This is a genomic window from Clostridium swellfunianum, from assembly GCF_023656515.1.
Taxonomy (GTDB): domain Bacteria; phylum Bacillota; class Clostridia; order Clostridiales; family Clostridiaceae; genus Clostridium_AT; species Clostridium_AT swellfunianum.
Map to the genome: position 1 here is coordinate 3,081,277 of NZ_JAMOFV010000006.1, position 17,151 is coordinate 3,098,427.

A 17,151-nucleotide genomic window follows, 5' to 3' on the forward strand; every position below is an offset into this window, starting at 1 on the left:
TTCATTAATGAAAAAACCTAATATATTGCTTATAACTAGCGATCAACAGCATTGGAATACTATAGGTGCGTTTAATAATGAAATATCAACACCCAATATTGATAGACTTGTAAGGGAGGGGACAACTTTCTCTAGAGCTTATTGCCCTAATCCTACTTGTACTCCAACTAGGGCATCATTAATAACAGGCCAATATCCAAGTCAACATGGTGCTTGGACTTTAGGCACTAAGCTTCCAGAGAATACTTTAACTATTGGAGATGTTTTAATAGATAATGATTATAGAACAGCTTTAATTGGTAAGGCTCATTTCCAACCATTAAGAGGAAATGATCAGTTTCCATCTCTTGAAGCATACCCATTAACCAATGATTTAGAGTTTTGGAGAAGCTTTAATGATAAGTTTTATGGATTTGAAGTTAGCGAGTTAGCAAGAAATCATACAATAGAATTTTTAGCAGGGCAGCATTATGCGCTTTGGATGGAAGAAAAGGGCTTTGATAATTGGAAAGACTATTTTATGGCTCCTCTTGGAAGTTTATCACCGGATGCAAAGCGTAAATGGACTATACCAGAAGAATATCATTATGATACTTGGATAGCTGAAAGAACCAATGAGCTTCTTGATCAATACAAAGAAAATGAAGAAAGCTTCTTTTTGTGGTCAAGCTTCTTGGATCCACATCCGCCATATTTTGTACCAGAGCCATGGGATACTATGTACGATCCGGAAAAACTGACTATACCATCTTTATTTGAAGATGAGCATAGTAATAATCCACCACATTTTAAAATGACCCAAGAGGAAAATCCGGATTTTTCATCATATATGGATTCGGGATTTGCGCTGCATGGCTGTCATTCTCATGTACATGATAAAAATGAACTTAAAAAGGATATAGCTACTTATTATGGCATGATTAGTTTAATGGATAAATATATAGGAAAAATTTTAGATAAACTTGAGGAGTTAGGGTTAGCAGAGAATACTATTGTAGTATTTACTACAGACCATGGACATTTCTACGGACACCATGGATTAATTGCGAAAGGACCTTTTCACTATGAAGATATGATAAAGGTACCGCTTATAGTTCGCTATCCACATAAAGTTCCAGCTGGAAGAATATCGTCTTCAATGCAATCCCTTGTGGATATTGCGCCTACATTCCTTGATATGCTTAATGTAGACGTACCTAATTGTATGACTGGCATTTCGCAGAGAGAGGTATGGTATGGAGCTAAGGACTGTGTGAGGGATCATATAATATGTGAAAATCACCATGATCCTTGTTCAGTGCATCTAAAAACTTATGTTAATGAAAGATTCAAGCTTACGGTTTATTTCAACAAAAATTATGGAGAGCTTTATGATTTGAAGGAAGATCCAAATGAAGTAAATAATCTATGGAGTAATCCAGAATATAGAGATTTAAAGACAGAACTTTTACTTAAATATATTTGGGCTGAAATGGGAAAAGAGCCAATGTGGATGCCAAGGTTGTGGCAAGCCTAAAAATTAGAGAGAAGGTGATAAGGATGGATATTAGAAAACCAAATCTAATTTATATTTTTGCGGATCAATGGAGAAGGCAAGCTGTGGGTTTTATGAAAGAAGAGCCTGTTATAACACCTAACATTGATAGATTTGCTGAAGAAAGCTTGGTGTTTGATAATTGTATAAGTAGCTTTCCCTTATGTTCTCCTCATAGAGCTTCTTTACTTACAGGAAAGTATCCTCTTTCTACAGGAATGTTTACAAACTGTAAAATAGGATGTGATGTAAGGCTTAAGGAAGAGGAAATCTGTATCGGTGATGTTATAAAGAATGCCGGATATGATACAGCTTATATAGGAAAGTGGCATCTTGATTTGCCAGAAATGAATTTGTCAGATGAACCAGTATCTGGAGCAAGGGGATGGGATGCGTATACAGAACCTGGGCCTAAGAGACATGGATTCGATTACTGGTATTCTTACGGAACCTTTGATGAGCATTTAAAGCCGCATTATTGGAAAGATACCCCTGAAATGATAAAAGTGAATCAGTGGTCAGTGGAACACGAAACAGATATGGCTCTAGAATATATAAGAAATCATGACAATATCAAGCCATTTACTTTATTTTTGTCATGGAATCCTCCACATTCGCCATATGATCAGGTTCCTGAAAAATATAGAAAGATCTATGAAGGAAAGGAACTTAAGCTACGAGAAAATTTTTCGCTTGAAAAGTCTGTTGTTGGAGTTGGAGATCCTTTTGAAGGTGATTTTGAAAAAGCAAAGGAAAATATATTAAATTATTATGCTGCTATATCTGGAATTGATGAAAACTTCGGAAGAATTCTTGAGGAATTAAAGAAACTGGAGCTTGAGGAGAATACAATAGTAGTTCTTTCATCTGATCATGGAGATATGATGGTTTCCCATGGACTCACATCCAAAAATATCTGGTTTGAGGAATCTATTGGAGTTCCATTTATAATTAGATATCCGAATAAATTTAAAAGAGGAAATACCGATGCACTTTTTGCTAGCGCAGATATAATGCCAACATTGCTAAGTGCTATGGGATTAGATATTCCTAACACAGTGGAAGGGATTGATTTATCAAGGTTATTAAAAGGAGAAAATGTTAGAGAACAAAATTCTGTTTATATATGTTCTTGTCCAGGCAGTGAGGTATTGCTGAAAAAATATAGAAAATCAGGTCATAAGCCAGAAGAATATGGCTGGAGAGGAATAAGAACTAAAAGATATACTTATGTTGTAAACAAAGGGTATGTTCCTGAGGAAAACAAACTTGAAAGATACCTTTATGATAATTATAAAGATCCTTATCAAAAAAATCCAACAATGATAAATGCTATTGAAGAAAACTCAGTAGCCAAAGAATTAGAAAACGACCTTAAAGAATGGCTTGAACGATTAAAGGATCAATTTAAAATCTAATTGATATATATACAAAAACTTCAGTTACAGAATACTTTGTAGCTGAAGTTTTTCTTTTATATATTTTGATATTGAGTGATTATTCTACACAACAGCAGATGTGTTGTCAAGAAATAAAATACTGAAAAAGATGATGATAAATGAATTTAAAATACTTTTTAAAATTAATTTAAAAACATATTGAAAAACAAAAAATGTTGTAGTAAAATTAGAACATAAGAAGTGAAAACAGTTTCACAGGAATATAAATGGTAGGAGGTAATAAAATGACTGAGTATTTTCAAAATGTACCAGTAATAAAATATGAGGGAAAGGATTCTAATAATCCTTTCTCATTCAAATACTATAATCCAGATGAGGTTATAGGTGGAAAAACAATGAAAGAGCATTTAAAGTTCACAATGTCCTATTGGCATACTTTAGCTGCAAATGGCTCAGACCCATTTGGGGTAGGAACTTATCAAAAGCCTTGGGACTGTGAGAAAGATCCAATGAAGATTGCTAAGGCCAAAATGGAAGCTGCTTTTGAACTTATGAACAAGCTTGGAATAGAGTATTTTGCATTCCACGATAGAGATATAGCCCCAGAAGGAAAAGATTTGGCTGAAACCAATGTGATGCTTGATGAAATAGTTGCTTACTGCAAAGAACTAATGCAAACAAATAAAAAGAAGCTTCTATGGGGAACAGCTAATGCATTTGGAAATCCACGATACGTGCATGGTGCTGCAACTTCTTGTAACGCTGATGTATATGCTTATGCTGCAGCACAAGTTAAGAAGGCCATGGAAGTTACTAAGGAACTGGGCGGAGAAAACTATGTATTTTGGGGTGGAAGAGAAGGCTATGAAACCTTACTTAACACCGATTTAAAATTAGAGCAGGATAACTTAGCTAGGTTTTTACGAATGGCTGTAGATTATGCTCGCAAGATAGGCTTTACTGGACAGTTCTTGATAGAGCCAAAACCAAAGGAGCCAACAAAGCATCAATATGACTTTGACGTAGCTACAGTTTTAGCTTTCTTAAGAAACTACGGCTTAGACAAATACTTTAAGATGAACATAGAAGCTAACCATGCTACACTTGCAGGACATACTTTCCAGCATGAAGTTGCATTAGCTAGAATAAACGGAGTATTAGGAAGTCTTGATGTTAATCAAGGAGATCCAAATCTTGGATGGGATACAGATCAGTTCCCAACAAATATTTATGATTCTACTCTCCTTATGTATGAAATTCTTAAGAATGGTGGAATAGGTAAAGGCGGACTTAACTTCGATGCTAAGGTTAGAAGAGCTTCCTTCGAAGCAGAAGATTTATTCCTTGCATATATAGCTGGAATGGATACTTTAGCCCAAGGCTTAAGAATTGCTTATAGAATGCTTGAAGAAGGAGAATTTGAAAAGGCTGTTGCTGAAAGATATAAGAGCTTTACTGAAGGAATCGGAAAGGATATCGTTGAAGGCAAAGCTGATTTTGAATCTCTGGAAAAATATGCTTTATCAAACAGTATAATTAAAAACAAGTCAGGTAGACAAGAATTATTAGAAGCAAAATTAAATCAATATATATTCAACGAATAATAGTGTAAAATAATGTAGAGACCTTAGCTGTCTCTACATTATATTTATAGATGGTGATGAAATGGTAGCGTTAGATCATAGCGATATAAAAACAAATAACAAGAAAAGAGTTATTAATCTTCTTTCAAAGGAAAGAGAACTTACAAAGCTTGACATATCAAGAAAACTTGATATAAGTGTTCCTACAGTAACCACAATTGTTGGAGAACTTAAGGAAGATGGAATTGTAGAAGAAGCAGGTATGGCAACTTCAACAGGTGGAAGAAAACCCGTTATAATACGGTTTTTGCCTGATTCGAGATACAGTGTTGGAATATATCTTGGAAGAGACTATGTAAGAGCTGTTTTAACTAATTTGGATTCTAAGATAATTGAAGATAGAAAAAAAGACCTGATAGTTATTACTGAGCGTGAAGTATTAAAGGTTATAAAAACCTTAGTAGAGGATTTGATTAATTCACAGGATGATATAGAAAGTAAGGTTTTAGGAATAGGTTTGTCACTTCCTGGAACAGTGAATGAAAAGGAACTTACTTTGGAGGTTGCAACAAACTTTAGACTTAAAAATATATCCTTTAAGGAACTTCATTCTTACTTTAATCTGCCTATTTTTCTTGAAAACGAAGCTAATGCAGGGGCTTTAGCAGAGTCAAAGCTTGGTATTGCAAGAGATTTAGATAATCTTATATATGTTTCAGTAACAGAAGGAATTGGTGGCGGTATTTTTATAAATAATGATATGTATAAGGGAAGAGACAGAAGAGCAGGCGAAATTGGGCACATGTGTATTGCCAAGAATGGAAGGCAGTGTAACTGTGGAAGAAAGGGCTGCTGGGAGACCTATGCTTCAAGTCGTGCATTAATAAAAGATTATAATGAAAAGTCAAATGAACCTGTAAGAAATGTTGACGAACTGATTCATAAATTTAAAACAGAAGAATCAACTGCGGTTAAAGTAGTTAGTGAGTATATAGATAACCTGACAGAAGGAATACTAAGCTTGATATTCATATTTAATCCAGACTATATAATCATAGGTGGAGATATAAGCAAGTATTCAGATGTTTTCAGTAGTGAGCTTTCTAGTAGAATTTTTTGTAACAATGAGTTCTACAAAGAAGGGGATGTGAAAATATTATTTTCAGGGCTTGGAAATGATTCAAACATACTGGGGGCAGCACTCGTACCAGTCTTGAACAGCTTTGGCTTTAGTAACTTATAAAGAGGAGATGTATGAAATGAGACTATTTATTGACACAGCTAATATTGATGAAATCAGAGAATTAAATGATATGGGAGTTATAAGCGGGGTTACAACAAATCCATCACTTATAGCGAAAGAAGGAAGAGATTTTTGGGAAACAATTAAGACTATAACTAAAATTGTTGACGGACCAATTAGCGGAGAAGTTATCAGTGACGATGCTGAAAACATGATAAAAGAAGGAAGAGAAATAGCAAAGGTTCACAAGAATATGGTTGTTAAGATCCCTATGACTGGCGAAGGGCTAAAGGCTGTAAATGTTCTTTCAAAGGAAGGAATAAAAACAAATGTTACTTTAGTGTTTAGCACTGCTCAGGCCCTACTTGCCGCTAATGCTGGAGCAACTTACGTAAGCCCGTTCCTTGGAAGACTTGACGATATTTCAACAGAAGGAATAGATTTAATAAGAAAAATAGCTAATGTATTTAAGGTTCAAGGAATAAAGACAGAAATAATAACCGCAAGCACAAGAAACCCAATTCACGTTATAGATGCTGCAGAAGCTGGTTCACATATCGCAACTGTTCCATATAAGGTTGTTATGCAAATGCTTAAGCATCCTTTAACAGATGAAGGAATAAAAAAATTCAAGAAAGACTGGGAAGAAGCTTTTACTAAATAGGTTCAGGATGGTGGATTAAATATGAATTTTATAGGAGTAGATTTAGGTACCTCCTCAGTAAAGATAGTAATAATGACTGATGCTGGTGAAGTTACAGCATCAGTTTCAAAAGATTATGACGTAAGTTACCCAAGACTTAACTGGGCTGAGCAAAATCCTGAGGATTGGTGGAATGCGACAAAAGACGGAATAAGAGATTTAGTTAAATCTTCAAATGTAGATGGCGCAAGCATAAAAGGTATAGGCTTCAGCGGACAAATGCACGGACTTGTAATATTAGACAAGGGAGGTAAGGTTTTAAGACCTTCAATCCTTTGGTGTGATCAGAGAACTCAAGAAGAGTGTGATTATTTAAATGATGTAATTGGACAAGATAGGATATCCCAATATACAGGTAATATGGCTTTAACCGGCTTTACAGCTCCTAAGATTTTATGGGTTAGAAAGCATGAAAGAGAGATCTTTGATAATATAGCTCATGTTATGCTTCCAAAGGATTACATCAGATATAGATTGACAGGAGTATTTGCTACAGATGTTTCAGATGCTTCAGGAATGCTTATGCTTGATGTTAAAGAGAGAAAGTGGTCCAAGGAAATGCTCGAAATACTAGATATAAAGGAAGAAATGCTTCCTAAAGTTTATGAATCCTGGGAAGTTACAGGAAGACTTACCAAAGAGGTAGCTGAATATACTGGACTTACAGAGGACACTGTAGTAGTAGGAGGTGCTGGAGACCAGGCTGCTGGTGCTGTAGGAACTGGAATAATTGAAAGTGGAATACTATCAGTTGCGCTTGGAACCTCGGGAGTAGTGTTTGCAAGCAGCGACAATTACGAGGTTGATGAAGCTAACAGACTTCATTCCTTCTGCCATTCAAATGGAAAGTGGCATCAAATGGGCGTTATGCTTTCAGCTGCTTCTTGCTTAAAATGGTGGATTGAGGGTATAAATAAAGATGTTCAAGCCGAGGGAGATGTTTTTCATCAGCTTCTAGAAGAGGCAGGGAATGCAGCTGTAGGAAGCAATGGTGTTGTATTCCTTCCATATCTAATGGGGGAAAGAACACCTTACAGCGACCCTAATGCAAAGGGAGTGTTCTTTGGAATAAATATAACAACTAACAGAGCAGATATGACAAGATCAGTGCTTGAAGGTGTTTGCTTCGGGCTTAGAGATTCTTTAGAAATACTTAAGAGCCTTAATGTTCCAGTGGAAGCAGTTAGAGTTAGCGGAGGAGGGGCAAAGAGCCTGCTTTGGAGACAGATTTTAGCTGATATTTTTGGTGTAAAGGTTCAAGTTATAAGCTCTAAGGAAGGTCCTGCTTATGGAGCTGCTATACTTGCAGCAGTAGGTTGCGGAAAATATAAAACTGTAGATGAAGCTTGTGAGAAGCTTATTAAGGTTACTGATTCAGTAGATCCGATTCCAGAAAATGTAGAAAAATATAATAAGATATATAAAATATACAACAAATTATATCCAACACTAAAGGATTGCTTTAAAGAAGTAAGCAAACTGTAATGATATATCCTGATATTAAATTGTAGTTAGATAGTATATTTATAGTAGGAGATTATAACGGATTTAGAAAGTATACTATTGCGGCAAAGATGCAATAACAGGCAATGCTTAGCTTGCTAATAAAGAGTGAGAGCTATATTTATATAAAAATTAAGAGATCAGCATAAATGATGGCTGATCTCTTAATTTTTATGAGTAAAAAGTTAACAATTTAACAATTTAACAATTTAACTTTTTATATTTTTAACAATTTAAGTATTTTTCTAAGGTTGCTCTTACAGCACCAGCGCCAGAAAACATTTCAGCAAAGTAGCCTTCAATTTTTTCACCTAAGCCAACCTTGTAAAGGTCAGAGCCAAATATCTCAGAATTTGAAAGTATTGGTCTCAGCTTTTCAGAAGCTGAAGCTGTATCGCCTAATTTTATTCCTGATACATAACCCTTTAACACCTCAAGCAGTGGATCGGGGCTTAGCTGCATCTCGTTGCCTGAATCGTCAACTCCAAGAAGATATCTGCACCAGCCGGCAATAGCAAGAGGTATATATTTAAGGTTCTTAACATCCAAGTCCTCTCTTTTAATGTAGGATTTAATTGTTTCTCCAAATCTTATACCTACCTTTTGAGAAGTGTCTGAAGCAATTCTCTGAGGAGTATCAGGAATATAAGGATTTGGGAATCTTACTTCTATTACTTCCTTAATAAAATCTTTAGGATTTAATATTCCTGGGTTTACAACTACAGGCATTCCTTCCTCGTAGCCTATTTTTTCTATTAATTTCTTTAGGCAAGGGTCCTTCATTTCAGCAGCTATTGACTTAAAGCCAAGAGTGCAGCCGAAAACTGCAAGAGCTGTATGAAGAGGGTTTAAGCAAGTAGTAACCTTCATTGTCTCTACTTTTTCAACTGTTTCTCTGTCAGTCATAAATACTCCTGCAAGCTCAAGAGGCATACGTCCATTAGGAAATTTGTCTTCTATAGCTAAGTACTGAGGTCCTTCTGCATTAACAAAAGGAGCAATATAAGTATTAGCTTTTGTGATGACAATTTCTGTACTTTCAAAACCAGTTGATTCTAAATTTTCCTTTACGCTGTTATCAGGACGTGGTGTAATTTTATCTATCATGCTCCATGGGAAGCTTACTTTTTCAGGATTTTGAAGGTAGCTTAGGAAGCCTTCTTCAACGAGTCCGCCTTCAACCCACTTCTCTGCAATTGTCACTACAGAGTTTTGAAGTTTTTCACCATTTCTTGAACAGTTGTCCATGCTGACGAAAGCTATTGGAAGCTCTCCAGCTTTGTATCTAACATAAGCAAGAGCAGCGACTTTTGCCATTGTACCCTTTGGACTAGCTGGTCCGTTAGCTATATCTTCCTTAACAAAAGGGAAAAACTCATCGGAAATATTCTTTAGGGCATAACCTTTTTCGGTTATGGTAAAACTAGCCATCTGAAGTGAAGGCTTAGTGAAGACTTCTTTTAGTCTTTCCCATTCCTTTTCTCTAGAGGGCTCTGCAGCAAGGCTTTCGCTTATGCTGCCTATAATCTTCTTTTCAAGACTTCCATCTGGATTCATTATAACAAGAAGACTTAAATTATCATAAGGAGTATAAATTCTATCTATAATTTCATAATCGTAGCCCTCTGCTGCGATTATACCAGTAGATGCTTTTCCTGCATTTAAAAGCTTTTGTTGAAGCACAGCTATAAAGCCCCTGAAGATATTTCCTGAGCCAAAGTGTACCCAAGTTGGATTCTCATAAGTGGCAGCTGCCATTTTTTCATAATCGAACTGTGGAAGTTCTATGCTTGATTTAGTCCAAGCTTCTGTGTTTTTTATACTTTGCTTGTTTAGTATTAAGCTTTCCATCTACAACTACCTCTCATTATCTATTTTTTTCAAGAGAGTCCCATACTCCCCATAAGTACATGATTCCAAGTGCTCTGTCATATAGTCCGTAGCCAGGTCTGCACTTTTCATTCCATAGGTGCCTTCCGTGGTCAGGTCTCGCATAGCCCTTAAAGCCAGCTTCATGAAGAGCTGTAACCATTCCAACTACATCAAGTGAACCATCGGAATTTTTGTGGGATGTTTCAATAAAATCACCATTTTCAAAATGTTTTATATTTCTTATATGTGCAAAATGTATTCTTGGCGCAAATTCCTTGATTATTCCTATAAGATCATTGTTAGGATTTGAACCAAGAGAACCGCTGCAGAAGGTTAATCCGTTGTATGGGCTATCCACTAAGCTTAAGAATCTTCTAACATTGTCTTTATTAATTATTAATCTTGGAAGCCCGAAGATTGGCCATGCTGGATCATCTGGATGTATAGCCATCTTTACATTGTTAGCTTCACAAACAGGAATAATTTGTTCAAGGAAGTACTTTAAGTTGTTCCATAAATCTTCCTCTGTAACATTTTCATAAGCCTTGAAAAGCTCCTTTAATTTTGATAGTCTTTCAGGCTCCCAGCCTGGCATTGTATAGCCCTTAACGCCGTGAGCTATATTTTCTACAAGCTCCATTGGATCTGCATTTTCAATTTTAGCCTTTTCATAGAACAAGGCAGTAGAACCGTCTGGAAGCTCCCTGTGTAAATCTGTTCTAGTCCAGTCAAAAACAGGCATGAAGTTGTAGCAGATTACCTTAACTCCAACCTTTCCAAGCTTCTCAATTGTTTTCTTGTAGTTTTCTATATACTTTTCTCTTGTAGGAAGACCAAGCTTAATGTCTTCATGAACGTTTACACTTTCTACAACATCAATATTGAAACCATGTTTTTCTATTATTTCTTTTTCTTTAAGAATTCTTTCCATTGACCATTCTTCACCAGCAGGCATATCATGAAGAGACCAAACGATACCTGTAACTCCAGGTATTTGTCTTATTTCAGCTAGGCTTATTGAATCATTTCCTTCGCCATACCATCTAAATGTCATTTGCATAATAATCAACTCCAAATCCTATGAATTTTATAACTTTTTATTATATAATACCATGATATAAGCATTTGATAACATGAACTATATAATTGTATTTGTAATATTTCACTGTAAATTGATTTACATTTCACTGCTTTGAAGGTTTATATATTGAGAAGGGTTAATGCCTTCATATTTTTTAAAAGCCCGGCTGAAATAGAAAATATCATTGAAACCAACAAGCTTTGAAGTTTCTGAGACTGTAAAACCATCCTTAAGCAGAGATTTCGCTTTGTTTATTCTAATATTTATAAGGTATTCAATAGTAGATTTTCCAGTAACCTTTTTAAAAATACTACCTAAATAAGAAGAACTTATTTGAGAGTACTCAGCAAGTTGTTGAAGGGTAATATTTTGTGAATAATTCTCAGTCATATAGTTAATAACTTTGTCAATCTTTCGAATGTTTGAATAGCTATAATGATTGCCTTCTTTGTATTGAAATAATAAGGTGAGTATTTCGGTAAAAATGAGCCTTTCATTAACTCTTTTTGTGCTTTTAGTAGATAGTGCAAATTGGTTTAACCTTGAAAATAAATCCATTAGCTTTAAAAGAAGATACTCATCTTCGATCCTTTGTGTAAATGAAAAGGGAAGCTCACAGTTTTCATGTTTCCAATTTCCATCAGAATAAATTGGGCAAGTGTATTGAAAGTCTATAGCAAAAGCCTTCATAAGATTATCGGGGAAAGTATGGGCTTTTCGGATATCGCCAGGTTTATAAAATATTAAATCCCCTCTAGAAGCTACAAATTTTGTGTCATTGCAGAAAAATTCAGTTTTGCCATCGTAAATTAGCATTAAATTATAAAAACTTAAACGATCATCTAGCTTCCAAGATATATTTGCATTTCTATCAACTACGTGTATAATTTCAGGAAATATTTCATATAAAAAATTTGATATATTCAATTTGGTAAACACCTCTGCTAGTTAAATGATAATCATATAGTACAAATACAATTATATAGTATAACTTTAATTATTTAAACATTTGAATTGTTATAATAATTAAAGTAAATGCTTGGTTAGAAATATGGTATAATATTTACATTACTTGTATTTAAAGTCAAAGGGTAAGGGGGATAAATGTGAAATTTCTATTTAGGGTGTTAAGCTATATATCAATTATAGTTATATTTGTTATATTTAATATCATACTTTTGAATAGTTTAAGAGAAGAAAAGGCAGTGGAAGGGAAAATCAAGCCAAAGATAGTACTTATATCTCATGTCTATTCGAACCCATATTGGCAGTATATAAAGCAAGGCGCTGAAAAAGCAGCAAGAGAAAGAAATGCAGTAGTTGAATTTCAGGGACCAGACAGTGCAAGCGTAGAAGAAGGAATAAAGTTTATAAACATGGCCTATGCCGCAAAGGCAAGCGGAATAATCACGTATGTTCAAGATGAAGAAAAGTATAAGCCTGTTATAGATAGGGTTGTGGAGGGTGATATACCTGTAGTAACTATTGACTCTGATGCTGAAAAGAGTAAACGTTTAGCCTACATTGGAACAGATAATATTAAGGCAGGAGGTGTAGCTGCTGAAGAGCTTATCAATCAGGTGGGGAAGGAAGGAAACATAGGAATTATAGTTGGAGGGAACACAGTTAAAAATCAGATGGAAAGAGTACAAGGCTTTAAAAATTATATAAGTGAAAATTCAGAGCTTTCAATAGCTACTGTTGAATCTTCTGATTCATACCTATTAGAGGCAGAAATTGCAGCAAAGAAAATACTGCTAGGTAATAGGGATATTAAAGCTATTTTTTGTGCTTCAGCCTTAGATGGAGTTGGTGCAGCAAAGGCACTAACCAAATTAGGACTAGCTGGTAAGGTTAAAATTATATGCTTTGATGATTTGCCTGAAACAATTAATGGTATAAGAAACGGTGTAATAACCTCCACCATAGTTCAAATGCCAAATCTTATGGGATATAATGCAGTAAATATAATAATGAATATAGTTGAAGGCAAGGATACAAAAGGGGTATTCTCAACGGATGTTTATGTTGTTAAAAAGGAAAATCTTGAAGAGTATGAAAAGGAAAAAGGGGAGTATGGTGGTGAAGCCAAATAGTTTAAGAAGTAAATTCATAATTTTTGTAGTTATTATAATTACTCCTATAGCAACCAGCAGTATAGTATCCTTGATGATCAGCAAGAGAATTAACGATCATTATAATTTCATGATGAATAAAATGAGCAGAACTAACCAAATAAAAACCTATCTTACTAACTCCTTCAACAACTTTAATAAATATATACAGACCAATACCATACAAAGCAAGAATATATACGAAGAAAGTTATAGCGAAGCAATTGAGAGTTTAAATTATCTTAAGGAAAATTCAGACTTGCAAAGCAGATATATATTAAGAGATGTGGAAAATTCATTAAGAAGCTATAAAACTTCAGCCGATGACACAATAAGGATTTATGATAAGCAAAGCGCCATTGATGCTTATTACGGAGGATACGTTAATACAAAGGAAATAGCAAGTTATTGCAATACGTTTATATCCAAGCTTAGCGACAGTTATCTTAGCTATAATAACGAAGTCTACAATAAATTAAAAGAGAAAGAAACCTTTATCTATAAGGTTTTGGTAACTTATATTGCTTTTGCGCTTTTGATAAGTATTCTTTATACTCTTATCTTTTTAAAAAATATATTAAATAAGCTTCGTGAACTAGTGCATAACTCAGAAAAGGTTTCTAATGGTGACTTTACATACTATGAGGGGCAGAAGACTAATATTTATGAGTTGGACATACTATCTGAAGCCTTTAGAACAATGATAAGCAATATTAAAAAGCATATTAACTCCTTAAAGGAAACCGCTGAGCTAGAAAAGAAAATAAGAGATGACGAGATGAAGCTTTTAAAGTATGAAAATGCTCTTAAACTTTCTCAGCTGAAGGTACTTCAATCTCAAATAAATCCTCACTTTCTTTTTAATACCTTAAACTGTATAAATCAAACAGCTATAAAAGAAAAAGCATTAGCAACTGAAAGTCTTATAAAATCTGTTTCGGGAATTTTAAGATATAGCTTAAGCATGATGAATAGAAACGCTACTCTAGATGAAGAGATTAATATAACTAAGCAGTATATGTTTATTCAGCAGTTAAGATATGAAGAAAGAATAAAATTCACTCTGAATATTAATGCAGATTTAACAAAATTAAAGGTACCTGGAATGACGCTTCAGCCTTTTGTTGAAAATGCGTTCATCCATGGTATTGAGCCTAAAGAGGAGGGAGGAGAGATTAAAATAAATATTTATGAGAAAGATAATATTTATTTTGTATCAATAGAAGACGATGGATGTGGGATAGATGAGGAAACTCTATACAAAATTATTTCGGAGGACTCTAATAAGGAACATATTGGTCATACAACGGGTATGGGAATAAGAAGTGTTATAGAGAGACTTGAACTGATGTACGACGAAAAAAATATGTTTGAAATAACAAGCAAAAAAGGTATTGGCACAAAGATATATTTAAAGATTCCTATGAAGGAGTTGAGTGTTTATGCTAAGGCTTCTAGTAGCTGATGATGAAAAGTATGACAGAGAGGCGATTATAAGCATACTTAATTTAGCGTTTGGAAATGAGTTTGATATTAGCGAAGCGAAAAATGGAAGAGAAGCCATTGAAATTTCTGAAAGAATACGGCCTGATATAATAATTATGGATATTAAAATGCCTGGAATAAATGGGCTTCAAGCTATTTTAGAAATTAGAAAGTTTCTTCCCAACGCCTACATTATAATTTTAACAGCCTATGACTATTTTGATTTTGCCGTGGAAGCAGTAAAAAATAATGTTAAGGAATATATCTTAAAGCCCTTCAGCAGATCAGATATAACTGAAAAAATAAAAGCTGCGGCAGGTTTCGTTAACATGGAAAGAGAAAAGAGAAAAAGAGAAATTGAGAATCAGGAAAGACTATATAATCTTATGCCAGTCTTGGAAAATGAATTGAGCTATTCAATAATAAATAACTCAATAACTTCCATTGATTATGAAACCTACTTAAGATATTTAGGGGTAGACTTTCAAAAGGCTTGTTCTATGGTTGTGAAGTTTAAAGATGAACCTACTATTAAAAATATTAAGGTTCAAATCGGGGAATATGTTAAGGAATATATTGAAAGAAGATATAAAACTATCGCAAGCTATAGATTTACTAAAAATATAGTGTATTTTCTTCAGCTAAAGGAACAGATGGACGAGTATGAGGCAAGATTTGATATAGTTAATCTGGCAGCAGATATTAGAAGAGAAGTCAGAAGGGTGTTTGACGTGTCTATTAAAATTGGGATTGGCCAGTTTTATAATGGATTAAATCTAATGCATCAGTCCTATGAGGAAGCTTGTAGCTCTCTTGAGTTTATATCCGAAAGCATAAATGTCGTTCACTTTCAGGATATAAAGAACAGCATGAATGTGAAGGAAAGCTCTAGTAGTAAAATTCAAGGTATGGAAAAGGAAAAAATTGCTGTATTTAAAAGAGTAGAGCAATATATTGCAGAAAATATAAAAGAAGAGCTTGACTTGGAGAAAACAGCAGCAAAGTTTAATTTGAGTTCTTATTATTTTAGTAGAAGCTTTAAAGAAGTTTTAGGGTTCAATTTTTCTGATTATATAAACATGCTTCGAATTAGAAAAGCTAAGGAACTTCTAAAAGGTGACTCTTTGAGCATAAAGGAAATATGCTATTCTGTAGGTTACAGCGATCCTAATTATTTTAGTAAGGTTTTTAAAAAATATGAAGGTGTAACTCCCAGCGAGTTTAAAGTTAAGTTCTTATAGAAACTATACAGCAATTTTGCTGTATAGTTTTTTTTTGCGATTTTTCATAGCAAAATTATGCTGCAAAACAAGCAGTATTTTAAAGAAGGTAGGCAAGTTATTACGTTGAGATAAACGTTTACAAATTATATGATAAATACGTAAATTAAATTATTTTACATAGGGCTTGAGCATTAATAATACTCAAGTACAAAAAAATATTGAGGGGGAATTAAAAATGAAAAAAATAATTGCTTCAGTGCTGACAGTAGCGCTAACACTTGGGCTAATAGGCTGCGGCTCAACACAAACAAATACTTCTAATCCAGGAACCGCCACTAGTGGCTCAAAAGACAAATTAATTGGTGTAGCTATGCCAACTCAATCACTTCAACGCTGGAATCAAGACGGAGCAAACATGAAATCCCAGCTTGAAGCTAAGGGCTACAAGGTTGATCTTCAATATGCAAACAACGATGTAAACACTCAAACACAACAAATAGAAAATATGGTTACTAAGGGTTCTAAGGTTTTAGTTATAGCTTCTATAGATGGTTCTGCAATATCTGATGTACTTAAGAAAGCTGCAGACAATGGGGTTAAGGTAATAGCTTATGACAGACTTATTATGAACAGCAAAAATGTTGACTACTATGCAACCTTTGATAATTTTAAGGTTGGTGTTACCCAAGGCAAATATATAGAAGATAAATTAGGCCTCAAAGATGGAAAAGGACCTTTTAATATTGAATTATTCGGTGGATCTCCAGACGATAATAATGCAACGTTCTTTTTTAATGGCGCAATGAGCATACTTCAACCTTATATAGACAATGGGAAGCTTGTTGTTACAAGTGGTCAAAAGGATTTTACGAAAATAGCAATACAAGGCTGGGAATCAGCTAAGGCGCAGTCAAGAATGGATAATCTTATAACTGCTAACTATGCAAGTGGAAAGAAATTAGATGTAGTTCTTTCACCTAATGATAGTTTGGCAATTGGAATAATTGCTTCGCTTAAGAACGCTGGTTATGGAAATGCTGACAAGCCATACCCAATTATAACTGGTCAAGACTGCGACAAACCAAACGTACTAGCTATGATAAACGGACAACAATCAATGTCAATCTTCAAGGATACAAGAACATTAGCTGCGAAGGTAGTAGAAATGGTTGATGCAGTTCTACAAGGCAAAGAAGCAACAGTGAATGATTCAAAGACTTACAACAATGGTACTAAAGTTGTTCCCTCCTTCCTTTGCGATCCAGTATATGCTGATAAGAATAATTATAAACAAATACTTATAGACAGCGGTTACTATAAAGAATCAGATTTAAAGTAAGGGAATAAAAAATGAAGAATGAGGAATACACATGGATCCTTCATTCTTCATTTATAATTACCATTTAGTTT

At 34.4% G+C, this 17,151-nt stretch carries 13 protein-coding genes; 10 read left to right on the forward strand and 3 right to left on the reverse strand.

Annotation, left to right across the window (positions count from 1 at the left end; genetic code table 11):
* Positions 1-7 precede the first annotated feature (7 nt).
* From NBE98_RS14665 to xylB, 6 genes are all read left to right on the forward strand, one after another.
* Complete coding sequence (locus tag NBE98_RS14665; protein ID WP_250815750.1) at positions 8-1,516, forward strand: sulfatase family protein; 1,509 nt, start codon at positions 8-10, stop codon at positions 1,514-1,516.
* A gap of 23 nt (positions 1,517-1,539) precedes the next feature.
* Positions 1,540-2,952, forward strand: coding sequence for a sulfatase family protein (locus NBE98_RS14670; protein ID WP_250815752.1), 1,413 nt, complete (start codon positions 1,540-1,542; stop codon positions 2,950-2,952).
* A 266-nt stretch (positions 2,953-3,218) separates the two neighbouring features.
* The gene (gene xylA / locus NBE98_RS14675; RefSeq protein WP_250815753.1) at positions 3,219-4,538 is read left to right on the forward strand and encodes a xylose isomerase; all 1,320 of its coding nucleotides are present in this window, start codon (positions 3,219-3,221) and stop codon (positions 4,536-4,538) included.
* Between the two features lie 61 nt (positions 4,539-4,599).
* Positions 4,600-5,760: an ROK family transcriptional regulator gene (locus NBE98_RS14680; protein ID WP_250815754.1), complete on the forward strand. Its 1,161-nt coding sequence runs from the start codon at positions 4,600-4,602 to the stop codon at positions 5,758-5,760.
* A 16-nt stretch (positions 5,761-5,776) separates the two neighbouring features.
* Positions 5,777-6,424 carry a fructose-6-phosphate aldolase gene (fsa, locus tag NBE98_RS14685; RefSeq protein WP_250815755.1) on the forward strand — a complete coding sequence of 216 codons (648 nt, stop codon included), beginning with the start codon at positions 5,777-5,779 and terminating at the stop codon, positions 6,422-6,424.
* 21 nt (positions 6,425-6,445) lie between these two features.
* Positions 6,446-7,948, forward strand: a complete 1,503-nt coding sequence (gene xylB, locus NBE98_RS14690) for a xylulokinase (protein WP_250815756.1) — start codon at positions 6,446-6,448, stop codon at positions 7,946-7,948.
* 243 nt (positions 7,949-8,191) lie between these two features.
* Here the strand turns inward: xylB and NBE98_RS14695 are convergent, their stop codons facing one another.
* The 3 genes from NBE98_RS14695 to NBE98_RS14705 all read right to left on the reverse strand — a co-directional run bounded on the left by NBE98_RS14695 (position 8,192) and on the right by NBE98_RS14705 (position 11,846).
* Entirely contained in the window at positions 8,192-9,817 is a 1,626-nt protein-coding gene (locus NBE98_RS14695) for a mannitol dehydrogenase family protein (RefSeq protein WP_250815758.1), read from the reverse strand.
* 16 nt (positions 9,818-9,833) lie between these two features.
* A complete protein-coding gene (gene uxuA / locus NBE98_RS14700) occupies positions 9,834-10,898 on the reverse strand; it encodes a mannonate dehydratase (RefSeq protein WP_250815759.1) in 1,065 nt (354 codons plus the stop codon).
* A 117-nt stretch (positions 10,899-11,015) separates the two neighbouring features.
* Positions 11,016-11,846: an AraC family transcriptional regulator gene (locus tag NBE98_RS14705; protein ID WP_250815760.1), complete on the reverse strand. Its 831-nt coding sequence runs from the start codon at positions 11,844-11,846 to the stop codon at positions 11,016-11,018.
* 179 nt (positions 11,847-12,025) lie between these two features.
* On the opposite strand from NBE98_RS14705, the gene NBE98_RS14710 reads away from it, so the two are divergent.
* From NBE98_RS14710 to chvE, 4 genes are all read left to right on the forward strand, one after another.
* A complete protein-coding gene (locus tag NBE98_RS14710; protein WP_250815761.1) occupies positions 12,026-13,015 on the forward strand; it encodes a substrate-binding domain-containing protein in 990 nt (329 codons plus the stop codon).
* Positions 12,996-14,498, forward strand: coding sequence for a sensor histidine kinase (locus NBE98_RS14715; RefSeq protein ID WP_250815762.1), 1,503 nt, complete (start codon positions 12,996-12,998; stop codon positions 14,496-14,498). The genes NBE98_RS14710 and NBE98_RS14715 overlap by 20 nt, the downstream gene beginning before the upstream one ends.
* A complete protein-coding gene (locus NBE98_RS14720) occupies positions 14,476-15,759 on the forward strand; it encodes a response regulator (RefSeq protein WP_250815763.1) in 1,284 nt (427 codons plus the stop codon). Before NBE98_RS14715 ends, NBE98_RS14720 begins: the two co-directional genes overlap by 23 nt.
* A 217-nt stretch (positions 15,760-15,976) precedes the next feature.
* Positions 15,977-17,080, forward strand: coding sequence for a multiple monosaccharide ABC transporter substrate-binding protein (gene chvE, locus NBE98_RS14725; protein ID WP_250815764.1), 1,104 nt, complete (start codon positions 15,977-15,979; stop codon positions 17,078-17,080).
* The last annotated feature ends 71 nt before the right edge of the window (positions 17,081-17,151 follow it).